29 protein-coding genes and 1 pseudogene are annotated in these 26,781 nt (G+C 61.9%); 22 read left to right on the top strand and 8 right to left on the bottom strand.

Going from position 1 to position 26,781, the window contains the following annotated elements:
• Window positions 1–234 precede the first annotated feature (234 nt).
• Genes FAA97_RS09750 through FAA97_RS09740 form a run of 3 tightly spaced genes read left to right on the top strand, consistent with a single transcriptional unit; the run spans window position 235 to window position 1,237 of the window.
• The gene (locus tag FAA97_RS09750) at window positions 235–699 is read left to right on the top strand and encodes a YcgN family cysteine cluster protein (RefSeq protein ID WP_136598360.1); all 465 of its coding nucleotides are present in this window, start codon (window positions 235–237) and stop codon (window positions 697–699) included.
• A 57-nt stretch (window positions 700–756) separates the two neighbouring features.
• Window positions 757–981, top strand: coding sequence for a type II toxin-antitoxin system RelB family antitoxin (gene relB / locus FAA97_RS09745; RefSeq protein ID WP_136598359.1), 225 nt, complete (start codon window positions 757–759; stop codon window positions 979–981).
• Window positions 965–1,237: a type II toxin-antitoxin system RelE family toxin gene (locus FAA97_RS09740; RefSeq protein ID WP_136598358.1), complete on the top strand. Its 273-nt coding sequence runs from the start codon at window positions 965–967 to the stop codon at window positions 1,235–1,237. Before relB ends, FAA97_RS09740 begins: the two co-directional genes overlap by 17 nt.
• Window positions 1,238–1,278: 41 nt before the next feature.
• Here FAA97_RS09740 and FAA97_RS09735 read toward each other — a convergent pair whose 3' ends face one another.
• Both FAA97_RS09735 and FAA97_RS09730 read right to left on the bottom strand, forming a co-directional pair.
• Window positions 1,279–1,467, bottom strand: a complete 189-nt coding sequence (locus tag FAA97_RS09735; RefSeq protein ID WP_136598357.1) for a hypothetical protein — start codon at window positions 1,465–1,467, stop codon at window positions 1,279–1,281.
• Window positions 1,448–1,939 carry a GNAT family N-acetyltransferase gene (locus tag FAA97_RS09730; protein WP_136598356.1) on the bottom strand — a complete coding sequence of 164 codons (492 nt, stop codon included), beginning with the start codon at window positions 1,937–1,939 and terminating at the stop codon, window positions 1,448–1,450. The genes FAA97_RS09735 and FAA97_RS09730 overlap by 20 nt, the downstream gene beginning before the upstream one ends.
• A gap of 328 nt (window positions 1,940–2,267) precedes the next feature.
• Between FAA97_RS09730 and FAA97_RS09725 the strand changes: the two genes are divergently transcribed.
• Complete coding sequence (locus FAA97_RS09725) at window positions 2,268–3,959, top strand: methyl-accepting chemotaxis protein (protein ID WP_136598355.1); 1,692 nt, start codon at window positions 2,268–2,270, stop codon at window positions 3,957–3,959.
• Window positions 3,960–4,786: 827 nt separating this feature from the next.
• On the opposite strand, the gene FAA97_RS09720 is transcribed toward FAA97_RS09725, so the two are convergent.
• Window positions 4,787–6,301 carry a radical SAM/SPASM domain-containing protein gene (locus tag FAA97_RS09720; protein ID WP_136598354.1) on the bottom strand — a complete coding sequence of 505 codons (1,515 nt, stop codon included), beginning with the start codon at window positions 6,299–6,301 and terminating at the stop codon, window positions 4,787–4,789.
• Between the two features lie 4 nt (window positions 6,302–6,305).
• Window positions 6,306–6,845: a hypothetical protein gene (locus tag FAA97_RS09715; protein WP_136598353.1), complete on the bottom strand. Its 540-nt coding sequence runs from the start codon at window positions 6,843–6,845 to the stop codon at window positions 6,306–6,308.
• A gap of 265 nt (window positions 6,846–7,110) precedes the next feature.
• Here FAA97_RS09715 and FAA97_RS09710 point away from each other — a divergent pair, with 265 nt between their 5' ends.
• The 4 genes from FAA97_RS09710 (at window position 7,111) to FAA97_RS09695 (ending at window position 11,319) form a co-directional block, all read left to right on the top strand.
• Window positions 7,111–7,635 carry a GNAT family N-acetyltransferase gene (locus tag FAA97_RS09710; RefSeq protein ID WP_136598352.1) on the top strand — a complete coding sequence of 175 codons (525 nt, stop codon included), beginning with the start codon at window positions 7,111–7,113 and terminating at the stop codon, window positions 7,633–7,635.
• A 99-nt stretch (window positions 7,636–7,734) separates the two neighbouring features.
• Entirely contained in the window at window positions 7,735–10,323 is a 2,589-nt protein-coding gene (locus tag FAA97_RS09705; protein WP_168800967.1) for a heavy metal translocating P-type ATPase, read from the top strand.
• A gap of 277 nt (window positions 10,324–10,600) precedes the next feature.
• The gene (gene cueR, locus FAA97_RS09700; RefSeq protein WP_136598837.1) at window positions 10,601–11,044 is read left to right on the top strand and encodes a Cu(I)-responsive transcriptional regulator; all 444 of its coding nucleotides are present in this window, start codon (window positions 10,601–10,603) and stop codon (window positions 11,042–11,044) included.
• Window positions 11,045–11,115: 71 nt separating this feature from the next.
• Entirely contained in the window at window positions 11,116–11,319 is a 204-nt protein-coding gene (locus tag FAA97_RS09695) for a heavy-metal-associated domain-containing protein (RefSeq protein WP_136598351.1), read from the top strand.
• A 272-nt stretch (window positions 11,320–11,591) separates the two neighbouring features.
• Here the strand turns inward: FAA97_RS09695 and FAA97_RS09690 are convergent, their stop codons facing one another.
• Together FAA97_RS09690 and FAA97_RS09685 are read right to left on the bottom strand one after the other, a co-directional pair.
• Window positions 11,592–12,581 (bottom strand): hypothetical protein, encoded by a 990-nt coding sequence (locus tag FAA97_RS09690; RefSeq protein ID WP_136598350.1) that lies wholly within the window; start codon window positions 12,579–12,581, stop codon window positions 11,592–11,594.
• Window positions 12,581–13,132: a TetR/AcrR family transcriptional regulator gene (locus FAA97_RS09685; RefSeq protein WP_136598349.1), complete on the bottom strand. Its 552-nt coding sequence runs from the start codon at window positions 13,130–13,132 to the stop codon at window positions 12,581–12,583. Before FAA97_RS09685 ends, FAA97_RS09690 begins: the two co-directional genes overlap by 1 nt.
• Window positions 13,133–13,269: 137 nt before the next feature.
• Between FAA97_RS09685 and FAA97_RS09680 the strand changes: the two genes are divergently transcribed.
• From FAA97_RS09680 to FAA97_RS09650, 7 genes and pseudogenes are all read left to right on the top strand, one after another.
• The gene (locus FAA97_RS09680; protein ID WP_136598836.1) at window positions 13,270–13,620 is read left to right on the top strand and encodes a carboxymuconolactone decarboxylase family protein; all 351 of its coding nucleotides are present in this window, start codon (window positions 13,270–13,272) and stop codon (window positions 13,618–13,620) included.
• Between the two features lie 222 nt (window positions 13,621–13,842).
• Window positions 13,843–14,988 (top strand): GGDEF domain-containing protein, encoded by a 1,146-nt coding sequence (locus FAA97_RS09675; protein WP_136598348.1) that lies wholly within the window; start codon window positions 13,843–13,845, stop codon window positions 14,986–14,988.
• 32 nt (window positions 14,989–15,020) lie between these two features.
• A pseudogene (locus tag FAA97_RS21440) lies at window positions 15,021–15,140 on the top strand (IS1595 family transposase); the annotation flags it as partial.
• Window positions 15,141–15,793: 653 nt separating this feature from the next.
• Entirely contained in the window at window positions 15,794–16,330 is a 537-nt protein-coding gene (locus tag FAA97_RS09665; RefSeq protein ID WP_136598347.1) for a hypothetical protein, read from the top strand.
• A gap of 334 nt (window positions 16,331–16,664) precedes the next feature.
• Window positions 16,665–17,135, top strand: a complete 471-nt coding sequence (locus FAA97_RS21180) for a hypothetical protein (protein ID WP_206109999.1) — start codon at window positions 16,665–16,667, stop codon at window positions 17,133–17,135.
• Between the two features lie 515 nt (window positions 17,136–17,650).
• On the top strand, window positions 17,651–18,067 hold the full coding sequence (locus FAA97_RS09655) for a VOC family protein (RefSeq protein WP_136598346.1): 417 nt from the start codon (window positions 17,651–17,653) through the stop codon (window positions 18,065–18,067).
• A 366-nt stretch (window positions 18,068–18,433) separates the two neighbouring features.
• Entirely contained in the window at window positions 18,434–19,891 is a 1,458-nt protein-coding gene (locus tag FAA97_RS09650; protein ID WP_246041403.1) for a DNA-packaging protein, read from the top strand.
• A gap of 82 nt (window positions 19,892–19,973) precedes the next feature.
• Here FAA97_RS09650 and FAA97_RS09645 read toward each other — a convergent pair whose 3' ends face one another.
• Together FAA97_RS09645 and FAA97_RS21380 are read right to left on the bottom strand one after the other, a co-directional pair.
• A complete protein-coding gene (locus FAA97_RS09645) occupies window positions 19,974–20,612 on the bottom strand; it encodes a hypothetical protein (protein WP_136598345.1) in 639 nt (212 codons plus the stop codon).
• Window positions 20,613–20,820: 208 nt separating this feature from the next.
• Window positions 20,821–20,952 carry a hypothetical protein gene (locus FAA97_RS21380; protein WP_281281325.1) on the bottom strand — a complete coding sequence of 44 codons (132 nt, stop codon included), beginning with the start codon at window positions 20,950–20,952 and terminating at the stop codon, window positions 20,821–20,823.
• Between the two features lie 217 nt (window positions 20,953–21,169).
• Between FAA97_RS21380 and FAA97_RS09640 the strand changes: the two genes are divergently transcribed.
• The 7 genes from FAA97_RS09640 (at window position 21,170) to FAA97_RS09610 (ending at window position 26,747) form a co-directional block, all read left to right on the top strand.
• The gene (locus FAA97_RS09640) at window positions 21,170–21,796 is read left to right on the top strand and encodes a glycoside hydrolase family 19 protein (protein ID WP_136598344.1); all 627 of its coding nucleotides are present in this window, start codon (window positions 21,170–21,172) and stop codon (window positions 21,794–21,796) included.
• A gap of 55 nt (window positions 21,797–21,851) precedes the next feature.
• Window positions 21,852–22,157: a Dabb family protein gene (locus FAA97_RS09635; protein ID WP_136598343.1), complete on the top strand. Its 306-nt coding sequence runs from the start codon at window positions 21,852–21,854 to the stop codon at window positions 22,155–22,157.
• Window positions 22,158–22,264: 107 nt separating this feature from the next.
• On the top strand, window positions 22,265–23,437 hold the full coding sequence (locus FAA97_RS09630; RefSeq protein ID WP_136598342.1) for a phage portal protein: 1,173 nt from the start codon (window positions 22,265–22,267) through the stop codon (window positions 23,435–23,437).
• Between the two features lie 118 nt (window positions 23,438–23,555).
• Complete coding sequence (locus FAA97_RS09625; protein ID WP_136598341.1) at window positions 23,556–23,735, top strand: hypothetical protein; 180 nt, start codon at window positions 23,556–23,558, stop codon at window positions 23,733–23,735.
• Between the two features lie 4 nt (window positions 23,736–23,739).
• Entirely contained in the window at window positions 23,740–24,054 is a 315-nt protein-coding gene (locus FAA97_RS09620) for a DUF6107 family protein (RefSeq protein WP_136598340.1), read from the top strand.
• Window positions 24,055–24,762: 708 nt separating this feature from the next.
• On the top strand, window positions 24,763–25,338 hold the full coding sequence (locus tag FAA97_RS09615) for an HK97 family phage prohead protease (protein ID WP_136598339.1): 576 nt from the start codon (window positions 24,763–24,765) through the stop codon (window positions 25,336–25,338).
• 5 nt (window positions 25,339–25,343) lie between these two features.
• Window positions 25,344–26,747 carry a phage major capsid protein gene (locus FAA97_RS09610; protein ID WP_246041402.1) on the top strand — a complete coding sequence of 468 codons (1,404 nt, stop codon included), beginning with the start codon at window positions 25,344–25,346 and terminating at the stop codon, window positions 26,745–26,747.
• Window positions 26,748–26,781: the final 34 nt, after the last annotated feature.

Here is a 26,781-nt window from a genome sequence, read left to right as displayed (position 1 = left end):
ATCCTCGGACACAGTCGATCTTCCTGAAATTGTTGAACCCGTCCCTTGACGCCGCCTGCGTTAAGGCTGAAGGAGCAGGAAAACGGCAGTCGGCGTTCATGAGTGATGGTCGATTTGCCATGAAAGAACAAGCGTTATCGCGCACAATGGTGAATGGGCACGGCCCTGTTTTCACCAACCCGTGGCGCCACCGCCACCACCTGGCCACACAAGGACCGCGTGACAAAGGAAGCCATGACCGACCAACCCTTCTGGAAGACAAAGACGCTTGCCGAGATGAGCAATGCGGAGTGGGAAAGCCTCTGCGACGGCTGTGGCCTCTGTTGTCTGAACAAGCTCGAGGACTGGGACACCGGCGAAGTGGTCTTCACGTCGGTCGCCTGCAAGCTGCTCGATGGCGACAGCTGTCGCTGCTCCGACTACGAGAACCGCCAGGAAACCGTGCCGGATTGCATCCAGCTGACCCTGCAGGGACTACGCGAAATCAAATGGCTGCCGCCCACCTGCGGCTACCGGCTGATCGACGAGGGCCACGATCTCTACTGGTGGCACCACCTCGTCTCGGGCAGCCTGGAGACCGTCCACGAAGCCGGCGTCTCCGCCCGCGGCCGCACGATTTCCGAAGAGGGCCTCGATGTCGAGGATCTCGAGGACTACGTCGTCGACTGGCCGCTGAAGGTGGGCGCGGAGCGGGGGTAGGGGTAGCTCGCAAGCCGAGCGTCATGATGGTATATTGGCGCTGATAGGAGACAACCCATGCTCGCTTTGACCCTGCCCAAGGATCTGGACGCCCGCCTCGAAGAGCTGGCCCGCACGACCGGCCAGACCAAGGCTGCCCTGGTGGAGGAGGCGATCCTCGCCCATATCGAGGATCTGGAGGATGCAAAACTCGCCAGCGAGCGTCGCGCTGCGTTAGAGCGTGGCGAGAGCGATACAGTCTCGCTGGAAAGTGTGATGAAGCGCCATGGCTTGGCGAATTGAGTTTGAACGTTCGGCGGAACGTGAACTGGACAAGCTTGGCCCCGAGGCGATCAGGCGCATTTTGAATTTCCTTCACAAGCGTATTGCACCGCTTGAGGATCCACGAAGTATTGGCGAAGCTCTGAAGGGCGCGGAACTCGGGGTATTCTGGAAATACCGCGTTGGTGATTATCGCATTATCGCAGACATTCGCGACAGAGAGGTGGTTATCATGGTCATACGCATCGGTAACCGCCGTGATGTTTATCGGCGATAGTGGCGAGATTGTCAGCAGGCTTTGGGAGCTGATCCGTAGCATCAACGCCGCTCAAAATCCTCCACTATCAATCGACCTTCCCGCAGCAGGTGCTGACTGGCATAGGCAAGCGACAGTGCGTCATCGAGCGCATCATGGGCGCTGAGTGGTGCATGGCTCAGGCCGAAATAGGCGGAGAGCGCATGGCTCGGCGTCTTCAGCACATTCACCTCACCGCCATAGCGCCTCATTCAACCACGGCTGCGGCAGCAGCAGCTGGCCGGTCAGATCCTGCGTCGCACCGTCCAGTCTTTGCCATTGCCAGGCCTCTCGCCACTGTGCCGGAAGCGGAAAGGGCGGGGTGACACGGGCGGCCGGGTGAAAGCCGCTTTTCGAATAATAGGCGGGATCGCCGAGCACCAGCACCTGGGCGATGCCGCGGGCGGTAAGCTGCGACAGTCCGTCGGCGATCAGGTTCAGCCCAATGCCCTGCCTCTGATCGTCGGGATGAACGGCAAGCGGCCCGAGCAGGGCCAGTGTTTCGGTTTTTCCTTGAAGCTTCGCCTGCGTGAAGAGGCAGTGCCCGGCCAGCCGTCCGTCGCGGGTTACCGAAAGCGACAGCACGTCGTGCCGTCCGACGAGTGCCGCAACGAGTGGCATCAGGTCTTCATCGGGAAAGCTTGCGGCATAGAGCGCAGTCAGGGCGACGATATCCTCGGTCATGGTGCATCCCTTGCGGATTTTCGGCTGTGTTCGCAACCCTCAGGCACAGGTCTGGCCAAAGGTCAGGCGGTTTTCGCCTCTACCACCTGGGGCTGTTGGAGGCGTTCGGTTTCTTGCCCTTGGCGAGGTGGCGGCTAAACGTTCAAGGGAAATCTGGCAACCGTCAAGATCAAGGCCATTTAGATCTTACGAATTGCTAAACCATGTCGCGAGACGGAGTTTCACTTGACGCTGAATTAAGCAGTTCACCCGATAATAATCCCATAAGAATTTAGGGGTGTGTTTTTGAGGCGGGAGCTGCCTCGCATCCCTGATATTGGAGACATTTATGTTGGGTTTTGTTTCGGGCGCAAACGCGGTTCTGGAGGCCATGAGCCGCTCGCAGGCTATTATCGAATTCAAGCTCGATGGCACCATCCTCACGGCCAACGAGAATTTCTGTCAGGCGCTCGGCTATAGCCTCAACGAGATTGTCGGCCAGCATCATCGCATGTTCGTCGATCCGATCGAAGTCAGCGGTCCTGACTACGCAGCCTTCTGGGCCAAGCTTGCGCGCGGCGAGTTCGATCGCCGCCAGTACAAGCGCATCGGCAAGGGTGGGCGCGAGATCTGGATCGAGGCCTCCTACAACCCGGTCTTCAAGGGCGGCAAGCCCTACAAGGTGGTGAAGTTCGCAACCGACATTACCGCTTCCAAGCTTCACGCTGCCGATGCGACCGGAAAGCTCGACGCCCTTTCGAGGGCGCAGGCCGTCATCGAATTTACCCCCAAGGGCGAGATCCTCACCGCCAACGAAAACTTCTGCACCGTGCTCGGTTACCAGCTCGCGGAAATCCAGGGCAAGCACCACGCCATGTTCTGTGATCCCGAGTATACGCGCAGCCCGGACTACCAGGATTTCTGGGCGCGGCTGGAGCGGGGGGAGTTCTTCTCCGACGAATATCTGCGCCTCGGCAAGAACGGCAAGCGCGTCCACATTCAGGCGACCTACAACCCGATCCGCGACATGAACGGCCGCGTCTTCAAGGTCGTCAAGTTCGCAACGGACGTCTCCCGGCGGGTCGGCAATGTGCATGTTCTGGGCCAGGCCCTGAAAGATCTGGCCGATGGCGATCTCACCTGCCGGATCAACGAGGGCTTCCTGCCATCGCTCGACATGCTGCGCACCGATTACAACCTCGCCGCCACCAAGCTCAGCGAGGCCATGCGCACCATTACCTCCAATGCCGGAACAATTGCGGCAGCTTCCCAGCAGATCCAGCAGGCGTCCGGCGAGCTTTCCAAGCGCACGGAGCAACAGGCCTCTTCGGTGGAAGAAACGGCGGCAGCGCTGGAAGAGATCACCACCACCGTGTCCGACAGTTCGCAGCGCGCCCAGACCGCCGGCCAGCTGGTGCGCCGCACCAAGGAGAATGCCGAGCATTCCGGCGCGGTGGTGGGCGAAGCGGTTTCCGCCATGGGCAAGATCGAACGCTCCTCGGGTGAAATCGCCAACATCATCAGCGTGATCGACGAAATTGCCTTTCAGACCAATCTTCTGGCGCTGAATGCCGGCGTCGAAGCAGCCCGCGCCGGCGAGGCCGGCAAAGGCTTTGCGGTGGTTGCCCAAGAGGTGCGCGAACTTGCCCAGCGCTCGGCCAAGGCTGCCAAGGAGATCAACGAGCTGATCAACGCCTCGAACGCCCATGTGCGCAGCGGCGTCGATCTCGTCGGCGAAACCGGCCGCGCGCTCGAGGAGATCGTCAGGCAGGTGGTCGATGTCGATGCCAATGTCGCGGCCATCGTCGAAGCCGCCCGCGAACAGGCCGTCGGGCTCAAGGAGATCAATGTCGCTGTCAACAGCGTCGATCAGGGCACGCAGCAGAATGCCGCCATGGTCGAGGAAACCACAGCGGCCGCCCATAGCCTGGCGCGCGAAGCGCAGGCGCTGTTTCAGCTTCTGGCAGGCTTCAAGCTGGACAATTCGGCGGAGTTCGGCCGTCAGCGCCCAGCCTCTGCGGCTTACGCGCGCGCGGCCTGAGGCCGGCACCGACCTGACAGGGCAAGCCGGGGCTGCCGCAAGTCAGCCCCATGCGCCGGCCTTCGGCGCGAGACGATCGAGTAATGCAAGGCCACCGTATTCTTCAGGAGGACGGTGGCCTTCTTGCGTGGAGGCTATTGCGCCGGCGACGCGGCCTTGCCTGAAGGGACAGGGCTCCGGCATCGTTTCAGGTGCAAAAATTAGGCAAGTTGGTCGCCTGACTGGATTCTGCTCTCGGATATCGGCACACCCCTGCAATTTGCCGTTTTTGCCGCCGGTTTTTCGCAGAAAACCCGCGATTTTAAGGGTGCTGTTTGACCTCGGTTTAACGCGGCCGGGCTAATCTCACCTCATAGGAACCAGCCGTTGCCGGCATGGCCTGACCGACATCGCGCTGGAACCCGACGGCACCGAAACGTGCCGCCAGCCGACCGAAGGGCCAGGCATTGTGGCGAGGATGGGACGGATGGCGCGGGCCTGCCCGGGTCCTCCGGTTTTGAGCACGCAGATATTAAGACCAGAGCTTTTCATCACGCCCTTTTTCAAAGGCCCGCCGCCGGTTTCTCTTGGGGAACCGGCGGTTTTTCATTGGGCATGCGCGTGCAGCCTAGCCGCAGAACACGCGTCCGCCGGAGATGTTCTACCCCTTAGAATATGCGACAGTGTCCAAGGCCGAAGCGATCCCGCCGCGGCTGGACTATTCCGCTTGTTCAGACCAGCTTTCTGGCGCCGAACCCGAGCCAGAGTGCGCTTGAACCCGCGCCCGAACCCGAACCCGAATGCGCCTGAGCCCGCACGCACAGGCTGTTCCCCCAAAAGGCCGCCCCTTACGCCAGCGCCGCGCTGCGCGCATGGGCACGATGCAGGATGTGAACCGGATCTGTCTCAAGCTTCGGACTGAGGCCATCGTCCACCAATTCGACCCCCGGGCCGAGGTGGCGGCTTGCATGATGCAGCACATACCGGTCGAACCAGTAGAGGCGCGTTTCGCAGAAAAGGTCGCGCGCATTCATGTGGCCGTATTCGGCGTGGGTATGGCCCGGCGATCCGCCCTCGCACAGATCATGCCAGCGACAGCTGCGACAGCTTTCGATGTGGCGCGTGCGGTCTCGCATCATCTCGAGCTGGGCATGGAATTTCGGCGTCTGAAACGCCGTTTCCAGCGTCATCCCGTCTTTCAGGTTGCCAAGGAACCAGTCCGGCGAGACCCAGAGCTGGTCGGCGAGGATATCGCCCTCCGGCGTGATGCGCGGAAAGGCGTTGTAGAAATACAGATGCTTGGGAAAGAGCGGAGACTCCAGATCGAGGCGGCCATTGGCGGCGTTGCGCAGATCCCCGTGGAAATTGCCGTTCACCGTCATCGCCGGATTGCGGTAGGCGAGAACCCGCTCCCCGGCTGCAATCCACTGCTCCGTCTCCGGCGCGATGGTGGACCATGGCGTCTCGGAGGCGTGACCCTGCCGCTGCCACTGCGAAAAGACCACATGGCCGATGCCATGGCTTTCGGCCAATTCGATCAGTTCGTCGATTTCGTCGATATTGCTCCGCGTGATGCAACAGAAGAGCACGACGTCACGGGCAAGCCCGAGCTCCTTGAACATTTCGAGACTTTTCATCGCTTCGGCATAGGCGCCGGCGCCCCGCACCATGTCGCTGGTCTGCCCTTTGGCGCCTTCAAGGCTCATCTGGATGCGCACATGGCCGATGGCGCTCTCGTTGATATCGCGGATCGTCTCGGCGAACTTCCGCGGAAATTTCCAGGCATTGGTATAGAGATCGACCCTGTGGCCGCACTCCATGGCGGCGTAGCGCACGAAGTCCATGCAGTTCTTGCGGGTGATCGGCTCGCCGCCTGAAATGGCGAGCTGCATGCCGGAATAGGGCGGCAAAAGATCGATCGCCCGGTAGATCTCCTCATCCGTCATTTCATTCGGCAGCGTCTTGCCCGAGGAGACGTAACAGTGCTTGCAGGTCAGGTTGCAGGCATTGGTGATCTCCAGATGCAGGCCCACGGGATCGGCATAATTGTAAACCGGCAGGGCTGCCTGGCGATGCGACCGCATGCTGTCAAACACCAGTCCGGCGTCGATCAGGCTCTGCCAGAGACTAAGCGCATCGACTTCGCAGAGATCAGGCGATACCGCCTCGATGATGTCGACGAGCCGGCGCCGGCCATCGGCAAGAGTGGTGAAGGCCCGTGCGCGCTGGTCAAGAATTGCCCAGGCCTGGGTGCCGGGGTCGATGGTGAAATCGAGCGTCTCGTCGCCCTGCCGGATCACCCGGCGAATGAGATTGGGCGCAACATAAGGCCGGGTGAAATAGGCTTCGAGCGGGATGGCCATGGCATCATCTCTGGGTGATGCCGACCAGCATGCCTTGGATCGGCACCGCGCGGACCGCCTGGCTTGGGGCGGCCCGCACCATGGCACCGGGTGCTGCCCGCACCATCGCACCCGGCACGGCCCGCACCATGGCGCCGGGAACCGCGCGCACGGCCTGCGACGGCGCAGCCCTCACCATGGCGCCTGGCACCGCGCGGACCATGGCGCCGGGGACTGCCCGCACCATCGCTCCCGGCACGGCGCGCACCATCGCACCCGGCACCGCGCGCACCATGGCGCCTGGCACCGCGCGCACGGCCTGCGACGGAGCAGCCCGGACCATGGAGCCCGGCACCGCACGCACCATCGCGCCGGGTGCTGCCCGCACGGCCGCACTGGGGTGTACCGCCATCGCCTGGGCTGCCGGCAGAGCCTGACGCGCGATCAGGCTTTCCACCTCCTCGGAACTCATCTTGAAGCTTTCCAGCTGCTCTTGCGGCAGTTTGTAGAACTTGCCGTCAGCACCTTGAAAAACGGAGAATTGGGGATTGTCGGTCTCGGGCATGATTATCTCCAAAACAAGGGCTCAACGGGCCGCCGGAAAAGGGATTCTGGATAACATGCAAACAAAACAATCCCAGGCGACAACGGGGGACGAGGGCACCTGGGATTGCTTTGGTATCAGTCTGCTAGGACGTTTGAAGCCTAACACAAATTAACGAATATGCCAGAGGCCTACATCAGGAAAGTGTTTATTTCGTTGAAAATTACCACCATGAGATGCAAATCCAGTTAGTTTTAATGGGCTGTTTTGATTGTCTGCATGGGCAATGCTGCGGCCGGATTTCCGGTGGGGGAGCAAGATGCATCGAAGGCCGATGATGACGAGGGGGGAAAAGGATCGACCCTCGCTTGAGGAGCTGCTGGCGCTCGATGCCGTCTGCCTGCGGGAAGCGGACGGCGCGCCATTGGATCTTTGCGCGCATCGGCAAAAACTGATGCAGACCCTGCCGCGCTCACAAGGGGTGTGGCTGCGCCAACGGGGCGCACTCATCGCCTATGCCTATCTCTGGCCGCTTGAGGAGGAGGGCGACTGGTTCGTTGGCGGCCTCGCCCTGCATCCGGGGCATCGCAGGGCAACCGTGGTCGCAGACCTTGCCCGGACGGTGTTCAGCCTGCTGGAGAGCCTCGGCGCTGTCACCCTCAAAAGCCATGTGCTGCGCACCAACGCCGCCTCGCTTGCCCTGCATCGGCGGCTGGGTTTTGAAATTCAACAGGAAAACGAGGTCGCGGTGGCCTTCATGGCCTCAGTCGCGAAGATAGGCGGGCGCTTGCCGGTCGGGATCATCAGATGATCCTGCGATGAAACGACAAGGCCATGCCTGAAAAACCGGCACCACCCCTTGACCTTCCCATGATGGGAAGGTCCATCTAGGAGGGCGGAGGTGAGCGCCATGAACATGCAGTCCCGGCCCGGTGTGGCCACAAAAACAATCGAACCGATCCTGTTGCCCGTCGAGGGCATGACCTGCGCGTCGTGTGTGCGCCGCGTTGAAAAGGCCGTCGCCGCTCTGCCCGGTGTGGCCGAGAGTGCGGTGAACTTTGCCACCGAAACGCTGTCCGTGACGCCGGGCGAGGGCTTTTCAGCCGAGGCGCTGCTTCAGGCGATCGACAAGGCCGGTTACGAGGCGAAGGCCGAAACGCTGGCGCTCGAGATCGAGGACATGACCTGCGCCTCCTGCGTTTTACGGGTGGAAAAGGCGTTGAAATCCATCCCCGCGGTCGAGTCGGCAAGCGTCAATCTGGCGACCGGCGAAGCCGTGGTGAAGGTGCTGGGCGGTGGCTCCGCCCTGCCGGCGCTGAGCGCTGCGGTGGCAAGAGCCGGTTATGCAGTGCGCCTTGCGGGCGGGATGGCGAAGGCCGAAGGGCGCAGCGATGACGGTGCTGGCGCATCCACTGCAGAGGCTGGGCATGCCGCTGCCGCGGGCGCGCCCGCGGTAGCGGAGGCCGATGACGGCCGCGAGGTGCGCCGCGCGCGGGAGATTTCAGGCCTGAAACGCAATTTTCTGGTGGCGCTCCTGCTCACGCTTCCGCTGTTCATCGTCGAGATGGGCGGTCATCTTTACCCACCTCTGCATCATCAGCTGATGCAGATCTTCCCCGGCAACACATTGTATCTCCTGCAGTTTGCGCTGGCGACAGCGGTGCTTGCAGGCCCCGGACGGCGCTTTTATGAAAAAGGCATTCCGGCGCTGTTGAGGTTCGCACCCGACATGAATGCGCTGGTCGCAATCGGCACGGGGGCGGCCTATCTCTATTCGCTGGTGACAACCTTTGCGCCCTCTCTGCTGCCGGCGGACGCGCAGCATGTCTATTATGAAGCGGCAACCGTGATCGTGACGCTGATCCTGCTCGGGCGGCTGCTGGAAGCCCGCGCCAAGGGTCGCACGGGCGCGGCGATCCGCAAGCTGGCCGGGCTGCAGGCCAAGACGGCGCGGGTGGAGCGCGATGACAAAACGCAGGATGTGGCGCTGGCCGAGGTGCGCCGCGGCGATACCGTGGTGGTGCGGCCGGGCGAGCGCATTCCGGTCGATGGCCGGGTGATCGACGGCGCAAGCTCTGTCGACGAGGCGATGATTTCGGGCGAGCCGATCCCGGTCGAGAAGGCGGCGGGCGCAACCGTCATCGGCGGCACGGTGAACGGGTCCGGCTCCTTCCGCTTCGAGGCCACGGGCGTGGGCGCCGACATGATGCTCTCGCGCATCATCCGCATGGTGTCGGAAGCGCAAGGGGCAAAGCTGCCGATCCAGAAGCTGGTCGACGAGGTCACCGCCTGGTTCGTGCCTGGTGTCATCGGCATTGCGCTTGTGACTTTTTTCCTATGGCTGATCTTCGGGCCGGAGCCGGCCTATACGCATGGGCTGGTCGCGGCGGTTGCCGTGCTGATCATTGCCTGCCCCTGCGCCATGGGGCTTGCGACACCCACCTCGATCATGGTCGGCACCGGCCGTGCCGCCGAGCTTGGCGTGCTGTTCCGCAAGGGCGAGGCGCTGCAGAGCCTGAGTGCCATCGACTGGGTGGTGATGGACAAGACCGGCACGATTACCGCCGGCAAGCCGGAGGTGAGCGCGATCCTGACGGCAGAGGGTTTTGCCGAAGCCGAGGTGCTGAGGCTCGTTGCAAGCCTTGAAGCGCGCTCGGAACATCCCCTGGCGGACGCGATCGTGCGTGCGGCTGAGGCAAAGGGCCTGGCGCTTGCGAGCGTGGAGGCGGTCGAGGCGGTCACCGGATTTGGCGTGACCGGTGTTGTCGAAGGCCAGCGGGTCGCCGCGGGTGCACATCGCTATATGCTGCGGCTTGGCGCGATGCAGGCGGACGAGAAAAACGACCTTGCCGCTGCCGTGACGCGCCTGGCGGATGAGGGCGCAAGCCCGCTGTATGTTGCGATCGACGGCAGGCTCGCCGCCGCGATTGCGGTTGCCGATCCGATCAAGGAGACGAGCGTTGAGGCGATTGCCGCCCTCAAAGCCCGTGGGCTGAAGCTGATGATGGTGACCGGCGACGCCAGCCGCACAGCAGAGGCGGTGGCCAAAAAGGTCGGGCTCGATGCTGTCGCGGCAGAGGTGCTGCCGGAAGGAAAGGTGCGTGCGATCAAGGATTTGCAGGAAAAAGGCGAAAAGGTTTCGTTTGTCGGCGACGGCATCAACGATGCGCCAGCGCTTGCCACCGCAGAGGCCGGGATCGCGATCGGCACGGGCACGGATGTGGCAATCGAAAGTGCCGATGTGGTGCTGGTGGGCGGCGATCTGATGGGCGCGCTCAATGCCATCGAGCTCTCCGACACGGTGATGGCCAATATCCGCCAGAACCTGTTCTGGGCCTTCGGCTACAATATCGCGCTGATCCCGGTTGCGGCGGGTCTTCTCTATCCGCTGTTCGGGCTCACTTTCTCACCCATGCTGGGGGCCGCCGCCATGGGGCTTTCGAGCGTGTTTGTGCTCACGAATGCCTTGCGGCTGCGCACGGCGAAGGTGACGGGGTGAGGGTGGGAGATGGACGTGTGGTGCAGGCCGAGGATGGCCCGCGTCTGGATCCTCGGGTCAAGCCCGAGGATGACCAACGTCCGGTCCGGCATTCGGAAATCCTCCGTAGGATGTCCCCCCTGGTCCGTCAAAGGAGGATGCCGACCTGGCCCAATGCACCGTCATCCTCGGGCTTGACCCGAGGATCCACGCCCGAGCCCGCTTAAAGATCGGACAAGGCGGGTGCCTACAGCGAGGTCTGCTACCGGCAAAGTAACAAGGAAACAGGACCATGACGATGAACATCGGCGAGGCCGCAAGCGCATCCGGCGTCTCGGCCAAGATGATCCGCTACTATGAGGAGATCGGGCTGATTGCGCCGGCGGGGCGGACGGCATCGAATTATCGGTTTTACGACGCAGACAGCGTCAACCGGTTGCGCTTCGTGCGCCGCTCCCGCAGCCTTGGCTTTTCGCTGGAGGAGACCGAGCGGCTGTTGAAGCTCTGGGACGACAAGGCGCGGGCAAGCGCCGAGGTGAAGGCGCTGGCCCAGACGCATGTGCGCGAACTCGACCAGAAGATTGCCGAGATGAAAGCCATGCGTGACACGCTCGCCGATCTGGCCGCGCGCTGCCATGGCGATGACAGGCCGAATTGCCCGATCCTCGCGGATCTCGAGGGCCGGCCGCTGCGGCAAAAGACCGCTCACCAAGGGGCAGCGGGCAACTGCTGCGGGGATTGACCTTACCACCATGGGAAGGTGTTAGATGATCTGGATGACAACAGGCTGACATGCCCGGAAGGACGACAAGAATGACCCTGATGACAACGTTTCGCATTGACGACATGACCTGCGGCCATTGCGAAAAGACTGTGGCGAAGGCGCTGGCGGAGGCCCTGCCGGGCAGCACGGTGACGGTCGATCTCGCCGCCCGCAAGGCTGTGGTGGAAGGCAATGCGGCCCTGGCGGAAGAGGCGATCCGCGAGGCGGGCTATACGCCGGTGCGCGAGGGGTAAGGGAGGAGCGACGAGGGAGTAGGTCGGGGACTGAGTACAGGGATACGCAGGGCCGGGCAGGGGGCAGCCTGCCCGGGCTTTTGCGGCTTTGGATGCTGGCGATCACCAGAGGCGGCTGACGTGTCTGCAGGAAATGGAAGTTCAGGCGAGCCTTGCCATGAATGCCTCTGAAGCTGATCGCGTTGCGACAACCTTCAGAGGGGCTGTGACTGCGCTTCGCTTAAAAACACGCCTTGCGGTCGTTGCGCGGTGACCACCTTAGACGTTCTGCCTCAGTTGAAGGAAGCACCGCCCTCTTGCAGCCGTGTGACCATGTGCTCGACCGGAATGAGGCTCGAGGGCATATGGATGCCTGCAGGCACCGGCCGGCCCGTCACTTTTCCGGCCAGGACTTCAATCGCCACGGCAACACCGAGCGCCGTCAAGGCCGTCTGGCCTTTCTGATGCGAAAGCTGCGCCTTGATCTTCTGCCGCTGTCCACCGGGCAGGATGCCGTCGATCTCATAGACAATCTCGACCGATGGCGAGCCATGATCGCGGCTTCCGGGGGAAACCCCGTAGGTGAAATCCAGCCGCGCTGAAACCGGGTTGATCGCAGCCGCGATGTCGGGGATGTCAACAGACGGGAAGCTTGTCCCGGTATACTCCGTCCCGTCGGTGAGCGAAAACTTCCGTGTTGCCTGATGGGCCTCGGGCTTCTGCCAGTTGGAGTTGGACAGAACCAAGCCGGGAGGCGTCTCGTCGAAATCGCCAGCATCCGCAAGGCTTGCAGGGCCGCCCAAATCCTTCTCGTCCATGAGGGCGCCAATCTCGACAGTCAGCACCTTTTCGAACCGCGTCGCGATGTGAAGACCTGCCAGAATGAGAACGCCGGCAAAGCTGGTATCGAGGATCAGGGATGCCGCCTGCGATGACCATTTGGCGTGAAGGGCAAGCTTCGGCCCCAAATGGTTCAGCTGCGTGGCGATGCTGGTGTAAGGAATGCCATGGCGCGCCGCAAAGAGGGCGGGATGGGTGGAGAGATCATTGGTGAGGACGGCCACCCCACTGAAACCCTGTCCGGCCGGCAAGCCCAAATCTTCGCGCGTGGTATCGACGGCAAAGCCGAGGACATTGGAATGACGGCTGGCGGCTGCCATTGCCTTGTCTGCGTTGCGCCCAGCGATGGCGAGCGGCAGTTCAGGTTGAAACTTGCGCAGGGCATCGACCGCCTGGCTTCCAACGGTGCCGTAGCCGCCAATGATCAGAAACGCTGGCATCATCAGGGGGTCCTTTCGAGTGTCATTGCAAGAAGTCTGGTCCGCAGGGCTTCGCGGTCGCGCGGTGCAACGCCCATCGCCGCGCCAAGCCACAGGCCCTCCGCAGCAAACCGGACGACCTCAAGGGAGAGCCCTTTTTCACTTGGAGGCTGCGCCTCGATCTCATCGATCAGCCAATGTCGCCATCGCTCGGTGAGCGCGGGGTCGAGCAATGCGGATTTCCAGAGTGCGCCTCCGGTTACGTCATCATAGGCCCTTATGGCGAGTTCGAGATATGCCCGCGTAAATCGGCCGTAAGGTTCTGGATCTTTTGCCATTTCTGCCGCCAGATCTGCCGCGAAACCCGTCAGGATTTCCGCAAATACGGCATCGATCAGCGCCCGCTTGTTCGGGAAATGATGGAAGATCGCGCCGCGCGTCACGCCGGCAGCACTTGCAATCATTTCGACGCTGATCGCCGGAAGCCCATGCAAATGGGCATGCGAAATGGCCGCCTCAATAAGCTGCGTGCGGACACGTTCCGGGTTTTTCTGGCGGCGATGAGCATCAGACATTAAACATACATACCGGTATGTTTCTTTGTGTCAAGTGTGGGAGCGGCCGGGACAATCCTGTTCTTTCGCCTCGCCCTTGAAAGGCATGAAACCTCAATATATATGAAGAAACGTATATAATGATGGAGAGCGCCCCGATGGCCAAGGACTATATCGAGATCACCCGGCAAATTTCGAGCGGGATCAAGACCTTGCGGAAGGATATTCCAGACGTGATGCAGGGCTTTTCAGCTCTGGCCGGTGCGGCGACCAGGGATGGGGCGCTGTCGAAGAAGACCAAGGAACTGGTGGCGCTCGGCATTGCCATTTCCACCCGCTGCGACGGCTGCATCGGTTTTCACACCGAAGCCCTGATCAAACTCGGCACGACCAAGGCCGAATTCGAGGAAACGCTGGGCCTTGCGGTCTATATGGGCGGCGGCCCTTCGCTGATGTATGCGGGTGATGCGATGACGGCCTGGGAGCAGTTCGGCGGACCGGAGGCCTGACGACAGACGGCGCCAGGCCTGCTGAGACATCTGAACGAATAGCGCTCATAAATTACCCCTATATTTGTAGGGGTTTTGTGCTTGTGGCACACAGCGGTCATAAAAAATGCGCATAACCCAAAAAAGATCAGGCTAAATTAGAACTGGATTCATTCTGGCTTCGTCATAAGGGAGCGGGCCTTGCGCACGCGCGCAACCGAGTGACGGGATTTTGATGTGCTGATGAGTGGAACGAAGGGGCGCCTGGACTGGATGATGCGGATGCCCGCAGAGGTCGAGGATGCCTATGAGCGCGCCCACGGGGCAGACCGGGTGACGCATCTGCGCCGGTCGATCCTGATCGGGTTGATCGTCTACAACATCTACAATCTCACCAGCCTGTTTCTGATGGCCGACATCCAGCCGACGACGGTTGCCTTGCGTCTGGGCCTGCTGACGCCGGGCTCGCTTCTCTTGTTCTGGGCGATCCGGCGTGTCAACGCGCAGTGGCGCGAGCGGCTGCTTTTTGTCGGCATGCTGGTGGCTGCCCTCCTGCCGCCCTATCTGCTCTGGCTCTCCAACTCCGTTTATGCCTCCTATACGCTGGGCGAGTTTCCGCTCGTGCTTCTCTTTGGCAACATGCTGCTTGTGCTGCGTTTTCGCTATGCGCTGATGCTGACGACAACCACCTGTATCGCAGCACTGCTGGTGGTCTATACCAAGCAGACCATCGAGCCGGCGCTGCTCTTTCCGCTCACCGTGCAACTGGTAAGCGGGCTGTTCTTCACCCTTTACGGCAACTGGCATGCCGAGCGGCAGCGCGCCCGCGGTTTTCTCGCCCAGTATGACGCCGAAAACCGGGCGGAAGAGGCCGAACGCGAGGGGGTTGCGCTGCGCGACATCAGCCGCACCGACATGCTGACCGGCATCCCCAATCGCCGCCATCTCGACGAGCATCTGCCCGGCCTTTTCAAGGACGGCGAGGATCATGTGCTGCTGATGGTCGATGTCGATTACTTCAAGGCCTATAACGACGCCTGCGGCCACCAGGAGGGCGATGCCTGCCTGAAGCGCATTGCCGCAGCCCTTGCCGATTTCGCCGACCGCCACCAGGGTTTTGCCGCCCGTTACGGCGGCGAGGAATTCACCCTGATCCTGCCCGGCGACGTCAAGACCGGCGGCGCCTTTCTGGCCGACAGGCTGGTGCGCCGCATCCGCGCACTCTCCATCGCCCATCCCGCCCGCCCCGACGGACTTTCACGCATCACCGTCTCCATCGGCTATGCCGGCACGGACGAAACGCGCGAGATGACGGCGCTGATCGAAAAGGCGGATCGGGCGCTGTATGAGGCGAAACGGGCGGGGCGTGGGTTGGCGAAGGCTGGGTGATGTGTGGGGCATAGGAAAGTAATCTGAATGCCCGCGAAAACAGTCGCGCAGCCCTCAAGATTAGCGATGAAGAACGCGCCGAAGATGTTCTTTGTCAGGCTCGCGACAAGCGTTTGACCCATCGGCGGATTGGTGAATCTGGTCACGCCTAAGCAAAAGGCGAGCAGAATTCTTAACAATCGGAAGAAACGCAACCTGTGAATTACGGGTATTGCGGCCGCAACCTATTGCGACATTGCGAACAATCCCGGAACATTTGAGATGGCGACCACTGATTCTCGGGCAGAGGCGTGGTCGCCATCCCTGTAACCAAGCCATTGGACGGCTCGATATGTACACAGCGACTTTTAATCTGCGGATGAGTCCCGTCAAGCCGTCCTTGGCAACACGAGGACTAAAACGCGCATGGCTAATTACATACTCTCCTACGACCTCAACGGCAGCCAGCCGTCTCATGAAAAGATGGATGACCATCTTCAGAAGCTGGACGCTTCGGTAGGACGTATCCTCGAAACTGTGTGGTATGTGGGCTACTCAGGTTCACTCGCTGATCTTAGGGACTACGCGAAGCGCATTCTTTCGACGAATGACCTGTTGTTCGTTGCTGGTTGCAATGAAGCGACATGGACAAAGCTCCTAGTGGAAACAGAAAGCCTCAGGAGCGCTTGGAAGACGAACCGCTAGTTCCGTCCTCTTCCCTCCCAGGTTTCGGCTTGGGAGGGTTTTCGGCTCAGGCGGGGTCTTCAGAATACGCTGGAAGGCGCCGTCGCCCTTCTTGTGGTCAATCTTCTGTTTGGGGGCTGTTATGGCAAAATCCAAAGGCAGTGAGTTCATACCCGTTCCCGGCGAAAAGATGCTGGAGGCCATCGGGCTAGTCGCTGTCAAATGGTCTGCGCTCGAATTTCAGATAGATAATCTACTTTATTGGGCTTCAAGCCCCGATGATCAGGATACGACCCACGTCCTCAATCACTTTGGTACACAGCAGCGATGGGAGCGGCTAAAGAACATACTTCGTCAGGAGCACTCTAAGCATCCCGGAACAGCTGGCTTGGTCGCCCTTGTCGACAAAGCACTCGGCATCAAGGGCGAACGAGACCAGATTATTCACGGCCTTTATTCAGAGCCAGCCTCGAAAGCCACAAAAGCAGAAGTTGTTATCATCACACTCAAGAGCCACAAGGTCAAAACAGAATGGCCTGTGAACAGACCGCGCGTCCTTCAGGCCGCGAAGAAGATCGACGCTTTGCTAGCTCAGATCCTCAATCACCTTCTCGATCACGGCGAGAGGCTTGGTAACTCAATTCTGACGAACGCATGGCGGCACAAAGACCGCATATGAATTCTACATCCGCTTCATGCCCTGCTTTTTTTGTAAGTGAAGCAGGGATGCCGTCACTCAAGCGCTGCCGATATCGCAGCGTAATGAATTTCTCTCAAATGGTCTCTGGTTTTGTGCCGGCCTATGGCGACCCAGCATCGATCTTGCTCTTTGGTACATCAAGCACCCATATAGGAAAATAATCCTTGACAGCGTGACGGTGCTTCGGTAGGGTTATGGCATGATCGGAAAACTGCGGCGGTGGGCATCCTTGAAGGTGCTTCGTCGGGCTCGGTCGAAAGGGTTTGGGTAAAGGTCCGCTTGGCGGGCCTTTTTGCGTTTTGGGAGATCGGTCATGGATGCTGAGGATGGCGATGCGCTTGGCCTCTTCGAGGTGAAGGGGCTTTCAGGGTCTGAGGATTTCGAGGGGCTGTTGGCGGGCTTCATGACCGAGATGCGGGCGCAGTTCGACCTGTTCAGGCGTCTGCGCGAGAGTGCCGAAAGGCTGCTTGCGCCGCTTTCGGATGGCGCGGACGAGGCGGCGGCGAAGCTGGCGCGGGCCGATATCAAGACGGCGACCGATGCGATTGCGCTCATCGTGCGCACGCTGGAGAAGATCGATGCCTTGATGCGCCAGCTGGCGCGCGACCGGGCAGAGGCCGAGGAGCGGCAGCTGGGGGATCGCGACCCGGAGGTCTTGCGGGCCGAGGTGGAAGCGCTGATTGCCGCCCGTGTGGCGGCAGTGGTGGCGGAGCGGTTGGCGGTGGCGGAGGGGGTTGGTGATGGGGCGCTGGCGGAGATTGCCGAGGGGCGGGGGCCGCCTTGAAGGGCTTGGGGAGCTGCCTTGGCAACTAAACGGATCCCCTCACCAACAAGATCTGAAGTTTAGCCCTTGATCGCCTCAAGCCTTCGATTTTGTAACCTCTCCCACAAGGGGAGAGGAGCTGGTGGCGCTGGCCCCGTGCGTCTTCTCCCTCGCTGTGGGTGAGACTTCCGGGTGTTGGCCGAAGGCCTGACATCGATCCAGTCAATCGATTTCAGCGGACGGAGGCCGGAGCGCTTCGCCGCGCGAAGGGGATGAAGCGGCTTGAGGTCAGCGCAAGCGGCCTGAGTTTCAGAGGTTGCAAGGGAGGGACAGGGGCAGGGGGCAGGCTTGCTCGTGACCCTTGACCGCATGTCCTTCCCGCCCTAGCTTCCATCTGTCTGAAACAGGTTAGGCGTGGGACGGTTGGCCCCGCCCTCATTCCTTGCTCTCAAGGATGGGTCCTTCCGTTGCGTCGCAACGGCCCGAGACTATGAAGGCGCTGGCATCGGGTTGGCGCCCATAGAAGGGATATGACCATGAAACCCATAATTTCAGTGATCACGCTGGCTGTTGCCGATCTCGACCGGGCCTTTCGCTTTTACTGCGAGGGGCTGGGCCTGCCGAGTGACGGCATTGTCGGGCGCGAGTTCGAGCATGGGGCGGTGGCGTTTTTCGATCTGGCGGGCGGCTTGAAGCTTGCCCTCTGGGCCGAGGACGACATTGCCCATGATACCGGGCTTACGAAAGGCGAGCCGAACCCGACGGGCATGACCATCGGGCATAATGTGTCGAGCCGGGAGGAGGTGGACGCGGTGATGGCGCTGGCCGAGCGGGCCGGGGCACACCTGTTCAAACCGGGGGCGGAAACCTTCTGGGGCGGTTATGCCGGCTATTTCCAGGATCTCGACGGCCATGTCTGGGAAGTGGTGTTCAATCCGCAGATGATGCCATGATGTTTGATGGTGCAGGGATCGGTGATACTGGTGCCAACTGAACTGATCCCCTCACTTGCAAAATCTGAAGTTTAGGCGGCGTACGCTCAAGCCCTCTCATCGCCTTCGCGCGGCGACGCGCTCAGGCCTCCGTTCGCTGATATCGATTCACTGGATCGATTTCTGGCCTTTGGCCAACGCTCCGAAGTCTCCCCCACATGGGGGGAGAGGGAGCGTGGGGTTGGTGGTGACATCTCCTCTCCCCTTTGTGGGAGAGGTTACAAAATCGAGGGCTTGGCCCGATTGAGGGCTAAACCTAAGATTTTGTTGCTGAGGGGTTCGGTTCAGTTGGCACAGTTGTAACCACATGCACCAGGGGGCTTGCCGATGACGCGGAAATCTCTGGCGCGGTTGGGGCGGGAGCGTCGGCACAAGGCGATCGACATAGCCCGCGATGCGGCGGATGGCTTGGGTGCGCTCTCGCAGACGATGGTCATGGCGGCCGCGCGGGGGGCGGCGCTGGCAGAGGGCATGTCTGTTGCGACACGGGCGATGACCGGGCTTCCAGCGGCAGATGTCTCGCCGCCGGGAACGCTCGATCTTTCCGCACTCAGCCCCGAAGATCTGGCCTTTCTGGCCCGCGACTGGCCGCTTCTGGCGCGGCCCGAGCAATTGCCGCCTCAGGGCAGGTGGCAGACCTGGATGATCATGGGCGGGCGCGGATCAGGCAAGACGCGGGCGGGCGCCGAATGGGTGCAGGCTTGCGTGATGGCCGCCGGCAGGCGGACCGACCTGCGCATTGCACTGGTGGCGGAAACGCTGGGTGATGCACGCGAGGTGATGATCGACGGTATATCGGGGCTGTCGCGGATTGCCAGGCGCATGCGGCCGGAGGTGGAGATTTCACGAAGGCGGCTTGTCTGGCCGAATGGCGCGATCGCGCAGATCTTTTCCTCCGAGGATCCCGAAAGCCTGCGCGGGCCGCAGTTTCACCTCGCCTGGTGCGACGAGCTGGCGAAATGGAAACATGCGGACGAGACATTCGACATGCTGCAGTTTGCGCTGAGGCTTGGCGATCAGCCGCGCCAGGTGGTGACGACGACGCCGCGGCCGGTGCCGCTGGTGCGGCGGCTGATGGGCGATCCGGGCACGCGGCTGACGCGTATGGCGACATCCGCCAATGCCGCGCATCTGGCGCCGGGGTTCCTGGCGGCGCTCAGCGCGCGCTATGGCGGCACACGGCTTGGCCGGCAGGAGCTCGACGGCGAGCTGATCGAGGACCGGGCCGATGCGCTCTGGAAACGGGCGCGGATCGACGAGATCGTGGTGAAACTGGCTGAGCCTTTGCGCCGCATCGTGGTGGCGGTCGATCCGCCGGCGGGTGGCGTTTCAGCCTGCTGCGGCATCGTGGTGGCGGGGCTGAAGGAGAATGGCCAGGCGGTGGTTCTTGCAGATTGTTCGGTCGAGGGTGAGGGCCCGGCGGGCTGGGCGCGCGCTGTGGTTTCGGCCTATCGGCGCTTCGAGGCGGACCGCGTGGTGGCCGAGATCAACCAGGGCGGCGATATGGTGAAAAGCGTTCTGCAGGGCATCGAGGCCGGCCTGCCGGTGTCGACGGTGAGGGCCAGGCGCGGCAAGTTTCTCCGCGCCGAACCGGTGGCGGCCCTCTATGAGCAGGGGCGGGTTCTGCATGCCGGGCGGTTTGCAGCGCTTGAGGACCAGATGTGCGACTTCGGGCCGGAGGGATTGTCAAACGGACGCTCGCCGGACCGGCTGGATGCGCTTGTCTGGGCGCTGACGGCGCTGATGCTGGAGGGCGGCGGGGAGCCACGGATCAGGGAGGTGTGAGGAGGGGCTGGAAGTCTGGAGCCATGACGGCAAAAGCCGGTGCAATTCTCGTCATTATCGATATAGGGGGCATCTTTAGAATTCAGTTCCACTCATGAATAATTGGCACATTATCACGCATGTCTTGCGGCATGTTGAAGTACTGCCCTCTAGTCATTAGTAGAGTAACATTAGCCATCGTTCCTCCTATAACAGTAGGAGACTCGAGTGCAGTGACGCCCCATAGCGTGACACCTTCTCTCACGATGACTATTTGGCAGTGCCTAAATTCTACACCATTGAGCGTGCCGCCATTCATGTGGAGCATCACCGGACCATACATATCGCAATCAATAAAGTTCTTTCTGATGTGGGCGAAATAGTATGGGCTAAAAAAATTAGCTAGCGGGATTTTTCGTCTTTCGAAGCGACTCTCTCTAGGGTTCACTCCATCATTAGCAACTGAAATTTCCACCTGTCTGTTTATGAAGTGCCGGCTATTAATAGCCAGCCAAGTGTATCTTATTCCGAGTGCCAAGAATGCTCCGAAGAAGAAAGCCACACCCCAAGCAATCGGCCCCCAAGCATTCAGCCAATCTGTGGCAGCTGCCAAATAACTAAGTCCCCCGCCTCCGAGAAAAAAAATGGAAGCTTGAGCCCAGTTGTCGCGGACCATGTTCCAAAGCGACCAGATAGACTCAATTTTAATGATTTTTTGCAGTGTCCCCATATCTAGCAGCATGCCTAGATTCCTCTAGGTTGTGGAGTCTCTTTTACTTTCATCCATCGAATTCGCAGTGAGGCTGGAGGTGGGAAGGCTTTTTGAGTCCGATGCCTAAGCCTTCGATTTCGCTTTCTCCCCCACAAAGGGGGGAGAGGACTTGTGACCCAAACGAAAAACCGGCGCCTGGAGGGCACCGGTTTTTGTGAACGTCTCAGCGGTGGATCGATTACTTGGAAGCGGGGCCCTGAGGAGCCGGACGGCGGACCTGGCGCCATTCGTTTTCCAGGCGCTCAAGCACATGGGCCGGAATGGTGGCGGGGGCAGCAGTCTTGGGGCTCATCGAAGAATTGGTCTGCATGTCATCCTCCTGGGGCTCGCCGCTTCATGGACGGTCGGCGGGGTAACGTCTTTCGGGGCGGAAGGTTCCACACTGTAAATACTTTGTAAATGTGAACGGAACGAGGTCTAAACGATTGAATTTTGTTCAATCGGTTTAAAACTCAAGGTTTTTTCATGGCGGGCTCTCAGCTTTCGCCGGACCCGTTGCCATACCCATGCGAAAGGTCGATCAAACCATGCGGATCAATCGAAAAATCTTCTTTGATGCGGTGCGTCCGGGCCTGTTCGGCGGCGCCCTTTCGCGCGCGCAAGTGGCCGGATGCGAGGTGATTCTGGACCGTGCTAGGGGGCGTAATGGCGGCTTCTTCGATCCGCGCATGCTGGCCTATATGCTGGCGACCGTGCATCACGAAACGGCGGCGACGTTCGAGCCGGTGCGCGAAACGCGCGCCCGAACCGACGAGGAGGCCGTGGCGCGGCTGGAGCGGGCCTACCGCGCCGGGCGGCTGCCGACGGTCTCGAAACCCTATTGGCGGCGGGATGGCAATGGCCGGAGCTATTATGGCCGCGGCTTCGTGCAGCTGACGCATCGCGACAATTACGAGCGCATGGGCCAGGTGGTGGGGCTGGATCTGGTGGCGGAACCGGACCTTGCGATGAAGCCGGATGTGGCGGCGACCATCCTGGTCTGCGGTATGCAGGAGGGGCTGTTTACCGGTGCCAGACTTCTCGATTTCTTCTCCGGCCAGAAGGCCGACTGGACGGGGGCGCGCAAGATCATCAATGGTCGCGACCGGGCAAAGACGATTGCGGGGCTTGCCATTCGCTATGACGCAGCCATCCGCATGGCGCTGACGCATTGAGTGCATGGCGCGAGGATGCTACCTCGCAGCCGTGTCTGCCAAGGAGTGTCATGCCATGATCCGCCATATCGTTTTCTTCACCGTCAGCCCGGAAAACCTGGAGGCGGTGCGTGCAGGCCTGTCCATACTGACAGAGATCCCCCATGCCAAGAGGCTGGAGATCGGCAGCAATGTGAAAACCGACGGCTTCCATCGCGATATCGACCTCGTCGTCTATGGCGAATTCGAGGATGCGGCAGCGCTTGCCGCCTACAAGGCGCATCCGCTGTACGAAGAAAGCATCCGCCGGGTGAAGCCGCTGCGCGAGGAGCGCTATGCGGCGGATTACCACGTGGCGGACGCCGTGCACGAACCGATCTGACGGATCAGGCGCGAGGTTAGCGCCGGTGCAAGACGTCTCTGCCGGGGCATGGTTTTGACAGGGCGCCGGGGGCGGCGTCCGTCCGGTGACATCAAGGGAAAAATCTCATGAAACTTCCGTTTCGACTGCCCTGGGGCGCTGCCCCGGGAGGATTTCCCATGGCCGAGGAAAAGGCGGCTGCGGCGATCACGGCTCACCGGTTCGCGCTGATTGCCGGCGAGGGCGAGGCGCGCTGGACCGGGCGCAGCTATGGCGCGCTTGCCAGAGAAGGGTTCATGAAGAACCCGGTGGCGCATCGGTGCGTGCGCATGGTGTCGGAAGCGGCTGCGAGCATCGGCCTGCTGGCCTATCACGGCGAACGGGAGCGGCCGGAGCATCCGGCCCTGGCGCTGATTGCGCGGCCGAACAGCGCGATGACAGGACCTGATTTTCTCGAGGCGCTCTATGGCCAGCTGCTGCTTTCGGGCAATGCCTATGTCGAGAGCGTCGGATCGCGCTTGCAGATCGCGCAGACGGGCAATGCCCTTCATCTCCTGAGGCCCGACCGGGTGAGCATCGTGACCGGCGCCGATGGCTGGCCGATCGGCTACGACTACCGCGCGGGAGCAAAGACGCGGCGGATCGCGCTTGGCGATCTCCTGCATGTGAAGCTCTTTCATCCGCTTGACGATCACGAGGGCTTTGCGCCGCTTGCCGCCGCGCAAGTGGCACTTGACCTGCACAATGCCGCAGGCCGCTGGAACAAGGCCTTGCTCGACAATTCGGCACGCCCTTCCGGCGCTTTGGTCTACCAGCCGAAGGAGGGCGGCAATCTGTCCGCCGACCAGTATCAGCGGCTGAAGACCGAACTCGACGAAGGCTATTCCGGCCCGATGCGGGCGGGGCGTCCGCTTTTGCTCGAAGGCGGTCTCGACTGGAAGTCGATGGGGCTTTCGCCGAAGGACATGGATTTCGTCGAGGCAAAGAATGGCGCGGCCCGCGACATTGCGCTCGCCTTCGGCGTGCCGCCCATGCTGCTCGGCATTCCCGGCGACAACACCTATGCCAATTACCAGGAGGCGAACCGTGCCTTCTATCGTCTGACGGTCCTGCCGCTGGTAACGCGGACGGCAGCCTCGCTCTCCGTATTTTTAGGCGATCTGACCGGCGAGGCGCTGAAATTGGTGGCCGACCTCGACACCGTGGCCGGCCTTGCCGCCGAACGGGATGCGCTCTGGGCAAGGCTTGGCGCTGCGACCTTCCTCACCGACGAGGAAAAGCGCGCGGCTGTGGGGTACTGACGGGGTGAAGACCTTGCGCCTGGATCCTCGGGTTAAACCCGAGGATGACGGAGGGAGGCGCCATCGCGATCCTTCGCCCACGTTCAATCCGCCAGTGCCGGGGGAAGATACTGCACCATTGTCGACCGTCGTCATCCTCGGCCGTGCGGCGCAAGGAACGATGCGCAACAGCACCCTGACGCTCGCGGTAAGGATCGTCGCATTTGCCAAATCTGAAGGAGGGGGCGCGCCGGCCGCGGCCCTTGCGGGCGGGATCGTGTCGGCCGGCGCCAACAATCACCTTATCCTGGAAAGATGAACAAATGACTGATTTCAGCCATGACGGCGGCGTGACGACCGCACGCCTTATGGGCGCGGTTGCAGGCTCGGCGCTGTCGCTTGTCTATCTGCTGCCAAGGAGCCAGCGGGAAGCCGCGGTCCGGTTTCTGACCGGTGTCGCCTGCGGCCTGATCTTCGGCGGGCCGACGGGGGTGTGGTGCGCGACGCGGCTGTCGCTGACGGCGCATCTCTCGGCCTCCGAAATCATGCTGGCAGGCGCCACGCTCGCCTCCTTTGCCGCCTGGTGGGCCATGGGGCTTTTGGTGCGGCTGATCGGCCGGGCGGGGAAGGTTGGGTGAGGTGCGGGATAGCAGGGAATGGCCCGAGCCTTGGCAAAAAGCTGGGCGTGCCGCGGAGGTGGGGGAACCCCCCTCTGTCACTTCGTGACATCTCCCCCACAAGGGGGGAGAGTGGAGCGCTGCGGCTTCTGGCATCGCCTGCCTTGTTCGGTGACGCGTTGAATGTCTGCCCTTCTGTTTCGCTCCCCCTCATCCCCCTGCCGGGACCTTCTCCCCCTGGGGAGAAGAGGCGTGTGGCGGATGCCGGGGCATTGATTGACGTCGTATTTGCGGCTGGCTTCTGAATTTGGACAGTGACGCGCTAATTGCGTGAGGGGCTTGCGTGACCGCCTCTCCCCACGGGGAGAGGATCGCCGAGCGCAGCGGAGGCGAGGTGAGGGGGCGGTTCGGCGAGGCGTTGAATGTGTGCCCTTCTGCTTCGCTCCCCCTTATCCCCCTGCCGGGACCTTCTCCCCCTTTGGGGAGAAGAGCGACCCCGCTTTGTGCGCCGCTCAAAGTTTCTATGCAATTGCCCTGTCCCCATGTGGGGGAGATGCCCGCCAAGGCAGAGGGGGGCTGAGGCGGTCCTGGGAACTTAGACGGTTTTTCACAGGCTGCCCCTCGTCCCCGGCGCATCGCGTTGCGCCTGAATTCGGGCAGCTCCCCCCGCAGGCGGGGCGTAGCGCAGAGGGCGCATTGCGCCTTCACCATCATCATCAGGAGACAGTCATGAGCAGTTTCAACGGCGCGGCAGCGCCGCGGTTTACCTATGCGGGTCTGACGCTGAAGGGCGTTGATCGGCAGGGGGTGTTTTCCGGTTATGCGAGCCTGTTTGGCGAGGTGGATCTGGGGCGCGATGCCATCGAGCCCGGGGCTTTTGCCGCCTCGATCGAAAAGCGCGGGGCAGCGGGTGTGCGCATGCTCTACCAGCACGATCCGGCCGAGGTGATCGGCCGCTGGACGGTTTTGAAGGAGGATCGCCGCGGGCTTTATGTCGAGGGGCAGCTTTCGACCGATGTCGCCCGCGCCCGCGAGGTGCATGCGCTGATGCGCGAAGGCGCACTCGACGGACTGTCGATCGGCTTTCGCGCGGTGAAGACGAGAAACGAGCGCGGCTCCGGCGTGCGCCGCATCGTCGAGGCCGATCTCTGGGAAATCTCGGTGGTGACCTTTCCCATGCTGCCGGGGGCCAGGGTCTCCGACGTCAAACATCGGCGCTTCTGGCGCGACAGGGAAACCGAACTCGTCCGGCTGATGCGCCGGGCGGCACGGTCGATGGCCAAGACCCATTTCACGAAAGGATGAGGGGTATGCGAGAGATGACAACGACACAGGCGAAGGTGACGGGGAAGGCCGCGGACCGACAGGCGCGCAAGGCCTTGATGGCCACGGATGCGGGCTTAAGGGGGGGCGATGGTCTGGCAGACGGGCTCGCGGCGAAAGGCGGTGCCGGTGGCCGCAGCGAGGGCGCGCGCGGTTTGCGACGGGCACCGGAGGTCAAGGCGGGACCGGATACGGTGACGTCTGCATTTGCGGAATTCATGAGCGCGTTCGAGGCCTTCAAGGAGGCGAATGACGAACGGCTTTCGGAGCTTGAGGGCAAGCTTGCAAGCGATGTCGTGACCCGCGACAAGGTGGAGCGGATCAACAAGGCGATCGACGATCAGAGCCGGGTGCTGGACGATCTGGTGCTGAAGACGCTGAGGCCCGAACTTGGCCAGGCCGGTCGAGATGGGCGCGTGGACGCGGAGCACAAGGCGGCGTTTGAGGCCTATGTACGGCGGGGCGACGAGCAGGGCTTGCGGGAGCTCGACCAGAAGGCGCTGTCTGCGGCCGTTGCCGGCGATGGCGGCTATCTGGTGCCGCCGGAGCTGGACGGTGCGATTGGCCGCAGGCTTACCGCAATCTCGCCGATCCGGGCGCTCTCGACCGTGCGGCAGGTCTCCGGCTCGGTGCTGAAGAAGCCCTTTGCCGCGACCGGCTTTGCCACCGGCTGGGTGGCCGAAACCGGACCGCGGGCGCAGACCGGCACGCCGGAGCTTTCCGAGCTTTCCTTCCCGACCATGGAGCTTTACGCCATGCCGGCGGCAAGCCAGGCGCTGCTCGACGATGCGGCCGTCGACATCGAGGCGTGGATCTCGGCGGAGGTGGATCTTGCCTTTGCAGAACAGGAGGGCGAGGCCTTCGTCAAGGGCGACGGCGTGCTGAAGCCGAAGGGCTTTCTCGCCTATGATCAGGTGGCGGACGCCAACTGGACATGGGGCAAGATCGGCACGATCGCAACCGGGGTGGCGGGCGGCTTTGCCGCGTCAGGGGCGTCCGATGTGCTGGTCGATGCGGTCTATGCGCTGAAAGCCGGGCATCGCCAGAACGGCAGCTTCGTGATGAACCGGCACAGCCAGGGGGCGGTGCGCAAGCTGAAGGATGCCGACGGGCATTATCTCTGGGCGCCGCCGGCAAAGGCAGGCGATGCGGCCTCGCTGATCGGCTTCCCGGTGGTCGAGGCCGAAGACATGCCCGATATCGCAGCCAATGCGACGGCGATTGCCTTTGGCGATTTCCGCGCCGGCTATCTGGTGGTCGATCGTGTGGGCGTGCGCCTGCTGCGCGACCCCTATTCGGCCAAGCCCTATGTGCTGTTTTACACGACGAAGCGCGTGGGCGGCGGGGTGCAGGACTTCGAGGCGATCAAGCTCATCAGGTTTGCAGCCTGACGAAGGTGGCCGCCTCTCTCCCTTCGGGAAGAGA

Source organism: Peteryoungia ipomoeae (assembly GCF_004912165.1).
In the GTDB taxonomy this organism is placed as follows: domain Bacteria; phylum Pseudomonadota; class Alphaproteobacteria; order Rhizobiales; family Rhizobiaceae; genus Allorhizobium; species Allorhizobium ipomoeae.
This window is presented reverse-complemented; position numbering and strand designations above follow the sequence as displayed.

What these genes read in the sequence shown, in the direction of transcription:
- FAA97_RS09685 (WP_136598349.1), bottom strand. Translation starts at nt 13,132, where the DNA reads ATGTCTGATGCTCATCGCCGCCAGAAAAACCCGGAACGTGTCCGCACG.
- FAA97_RS09615 (WP_136598339.1), top strand. Translation starts at nt 24,763, where the DNA reads ATGAGCAGTTTCAACGGCGCGGCAGCGCCGCGGTTTACCTATGCGGGT.
- FAA97_RS09665 (WP_136598347.1), top strand. Translation starts at nt 15,794, where the DNA reads ATGGCAAAATCCAAAGGCAGTGAGTTCATACCCGTTCCCGGCGAAAAG.
- FAA97_RS21180 (WP_206109999.1), top strand. Translation starts at nt 16,665, where the DNA reads ATGGATGCTGAGGATGGCGATGCGCTTGGCCTCTTCGAGGTGAAGGGG.
- FAA97_RS09750 (WP_136598360.1), top strand. Translation starts at nt 235, where the DNA reads ATGACCGACCAACCCTTCTGGAAGACAAAGACGCTTGCCGAGATGAGC.
- FAA97_RS09730 (WP_136598356.1), bottom strand. Translation starts at nt 1,939, where the DNA reads ATGACCGAGGATATCGTCGCCCTGACTGCGCTCTATGCCGCAAGCTTT.
- FAA97_RS09640 (WP_136598344.1), top strand. Translation starts at nt 21,170, where the DNA reads ATGCGGATCAATCGAAAAATCTTCTTTGATGCGGTGCGTCCGGGCCTG.
- FAA97_RS09740 (WP_136598358.1), top strand. Translation starts at nt 965, where the DNA reads ATGGCTTGGCGAATTGAGTTTGAACGTTCGGCGGAACGTGAACTGGAC.
- FAA97_RS09715 (WP_136598353.1), bottom strand. Translation starts at nt 6,845, where the DNA reads ATGCCCGAGACCGACAATCCCCAATTCTCCGTTTTTCAAGGTGCTGAC.
- FAA97_RS09620 (WP_136598340.1), top strand. Translation starts at nt 23,740, where the DNA reads ATGACTGATTTCAGCCATGACGGCGGCGTGACGACCGCACGCCTTATG.
- FAA97_RS09710 (WP_136598352.1), top strand. Translation starts at nt 7,111, where the DNA reads ATGCTGCGGCCGGATTTCCGGTGGGGGAGCAAGATGCATCGAAGGCCG.
- FAA97_RS09735 (WP_136598357.1), bottom strand. Translation starts at nt 1,467, where the DNA reads ATGAGGCGCTATGGCGGTGAGGTGAATGTGCTGAAGACGCCGAGCCAT.
- FAA97_RS09720 (WP_136598354.1), bottom strand. Translation starts at nt 6,301, where the DNA reads ATGGCCATCCCGCTCGAAGCCTATTTCACCCGGCCTTATGTTGCGCCC.
- FAA97_RS09695 (WP_136598351.1), top strand. Translation starts at nt 11,116, where the DNA reads ATGACCCTGATGACAACGTTTCGCATTGACGACATGACCTGCGGCCAT.
- FAA97_RS09725 (WP_136598355.1), top strand. Translation starts at nt 2,268, where the DNA reads ATGTTGGGTTTTGTTTCGGGCGCAAACGCGGTTCTGGAGGCCATGAGC.
- FAA97_RS09655 (WP_136598346.1), top strand. Translation starts at nt 17,651, where the DNA reads ATGAAACCCATAATTTCAGTGATCACGCTGGCTGTTGCCGATCTCGAC.
- FAA97_RS09630 (WP_136598342.1), top strand. Translation starts at nt 22,265, where the DNA reads ATGAAACTTCCGTTTCGACTGCCCTGGGGCGCTGCCCCGGGAGGATTT.
- FAA97_RS09675 (WP_136598348.1), top strand. Translation starts at nt 13,843, where the DNA reads ATGAGTGGAACGAAGGGGCGCCTGGACTGGATGATGCGGATGCCCGCA.
- FAA97_RS09635 (WP_136598343.1), top strand. Translation starts at nt 21,852, where the DNA reads ATGATCCGCCATATCGTTTTCTTCACCGTCAGCCCGGAAAACCTGGAG.
- FAA97_RS09645 (WP_136598345.1), bottom strand. Translation starts at nt 20,612, where the DNA reads ATGCTGCTAGATATGGGGACACTGCAAAAAATCATTAAAATTGAGTCT.
- cueR (WP_136598837.1), top strand. Translation starts at nt 10,601, where the DNA reads ATGAACATCGGCGAGGCCGCAAGCGCATCCGGCGTCTCGGCCAAGATG.
- FAA97_RS09650 (WP_246041403.1), top strand. Translation starts at nt 18,434, where the DNA reads ATGACGCGGAAATCTCTGGCGCGGTTGGGGCGGGAGCGTCGGCACAAG.
- FAA97_RS09690 (WP_136598350.1), bottom strand. Translation starts at nt 12,581, where the DNA reads ATGATGCCAGCGTTTCTGATCATTGGCGGCTACGGCACCGTTGGAAGC.
- FAA97_RS09705 (WP_168800967.1), top strand. Translation starts at nt 7,735, where the DNA reads ATGAACATGCAGTCCCGGCCCGGTGTGGCCACAAAAACAATCGAACCG.
- FAA97_RS09680 (WP_136598836.1), top strand. Translation starts at nt 13,270, where the DNA reads ATGGCCAAGGACTATATCGAGATCACCCGGCAAATTTCGAGCGGGATC.
- relB (WP_136598359.1), top strand. Translation starts at nt 757, where the DNA reads ATGCTCGCTTTGACCCTGCCCAAGGATCTGGACGCCCGCCTCGAAGAG.
- FAA97_RS21380 (WP_281281325.1), bottom strand. Translation starts at nt 20,952, where the DNA reads ATGCAGACCAATTCTTCGATGAGCCCCAAGACTGCTGCCCCCGCCACC.
- FAA97_RS09610 (WP_246041402.1), top strand. Translation starts at nt 25,344, where the DNA reads ATGCGAGAGATGACAACGACACAGGCGAAGGTGACGGGGAAGGCCGCG.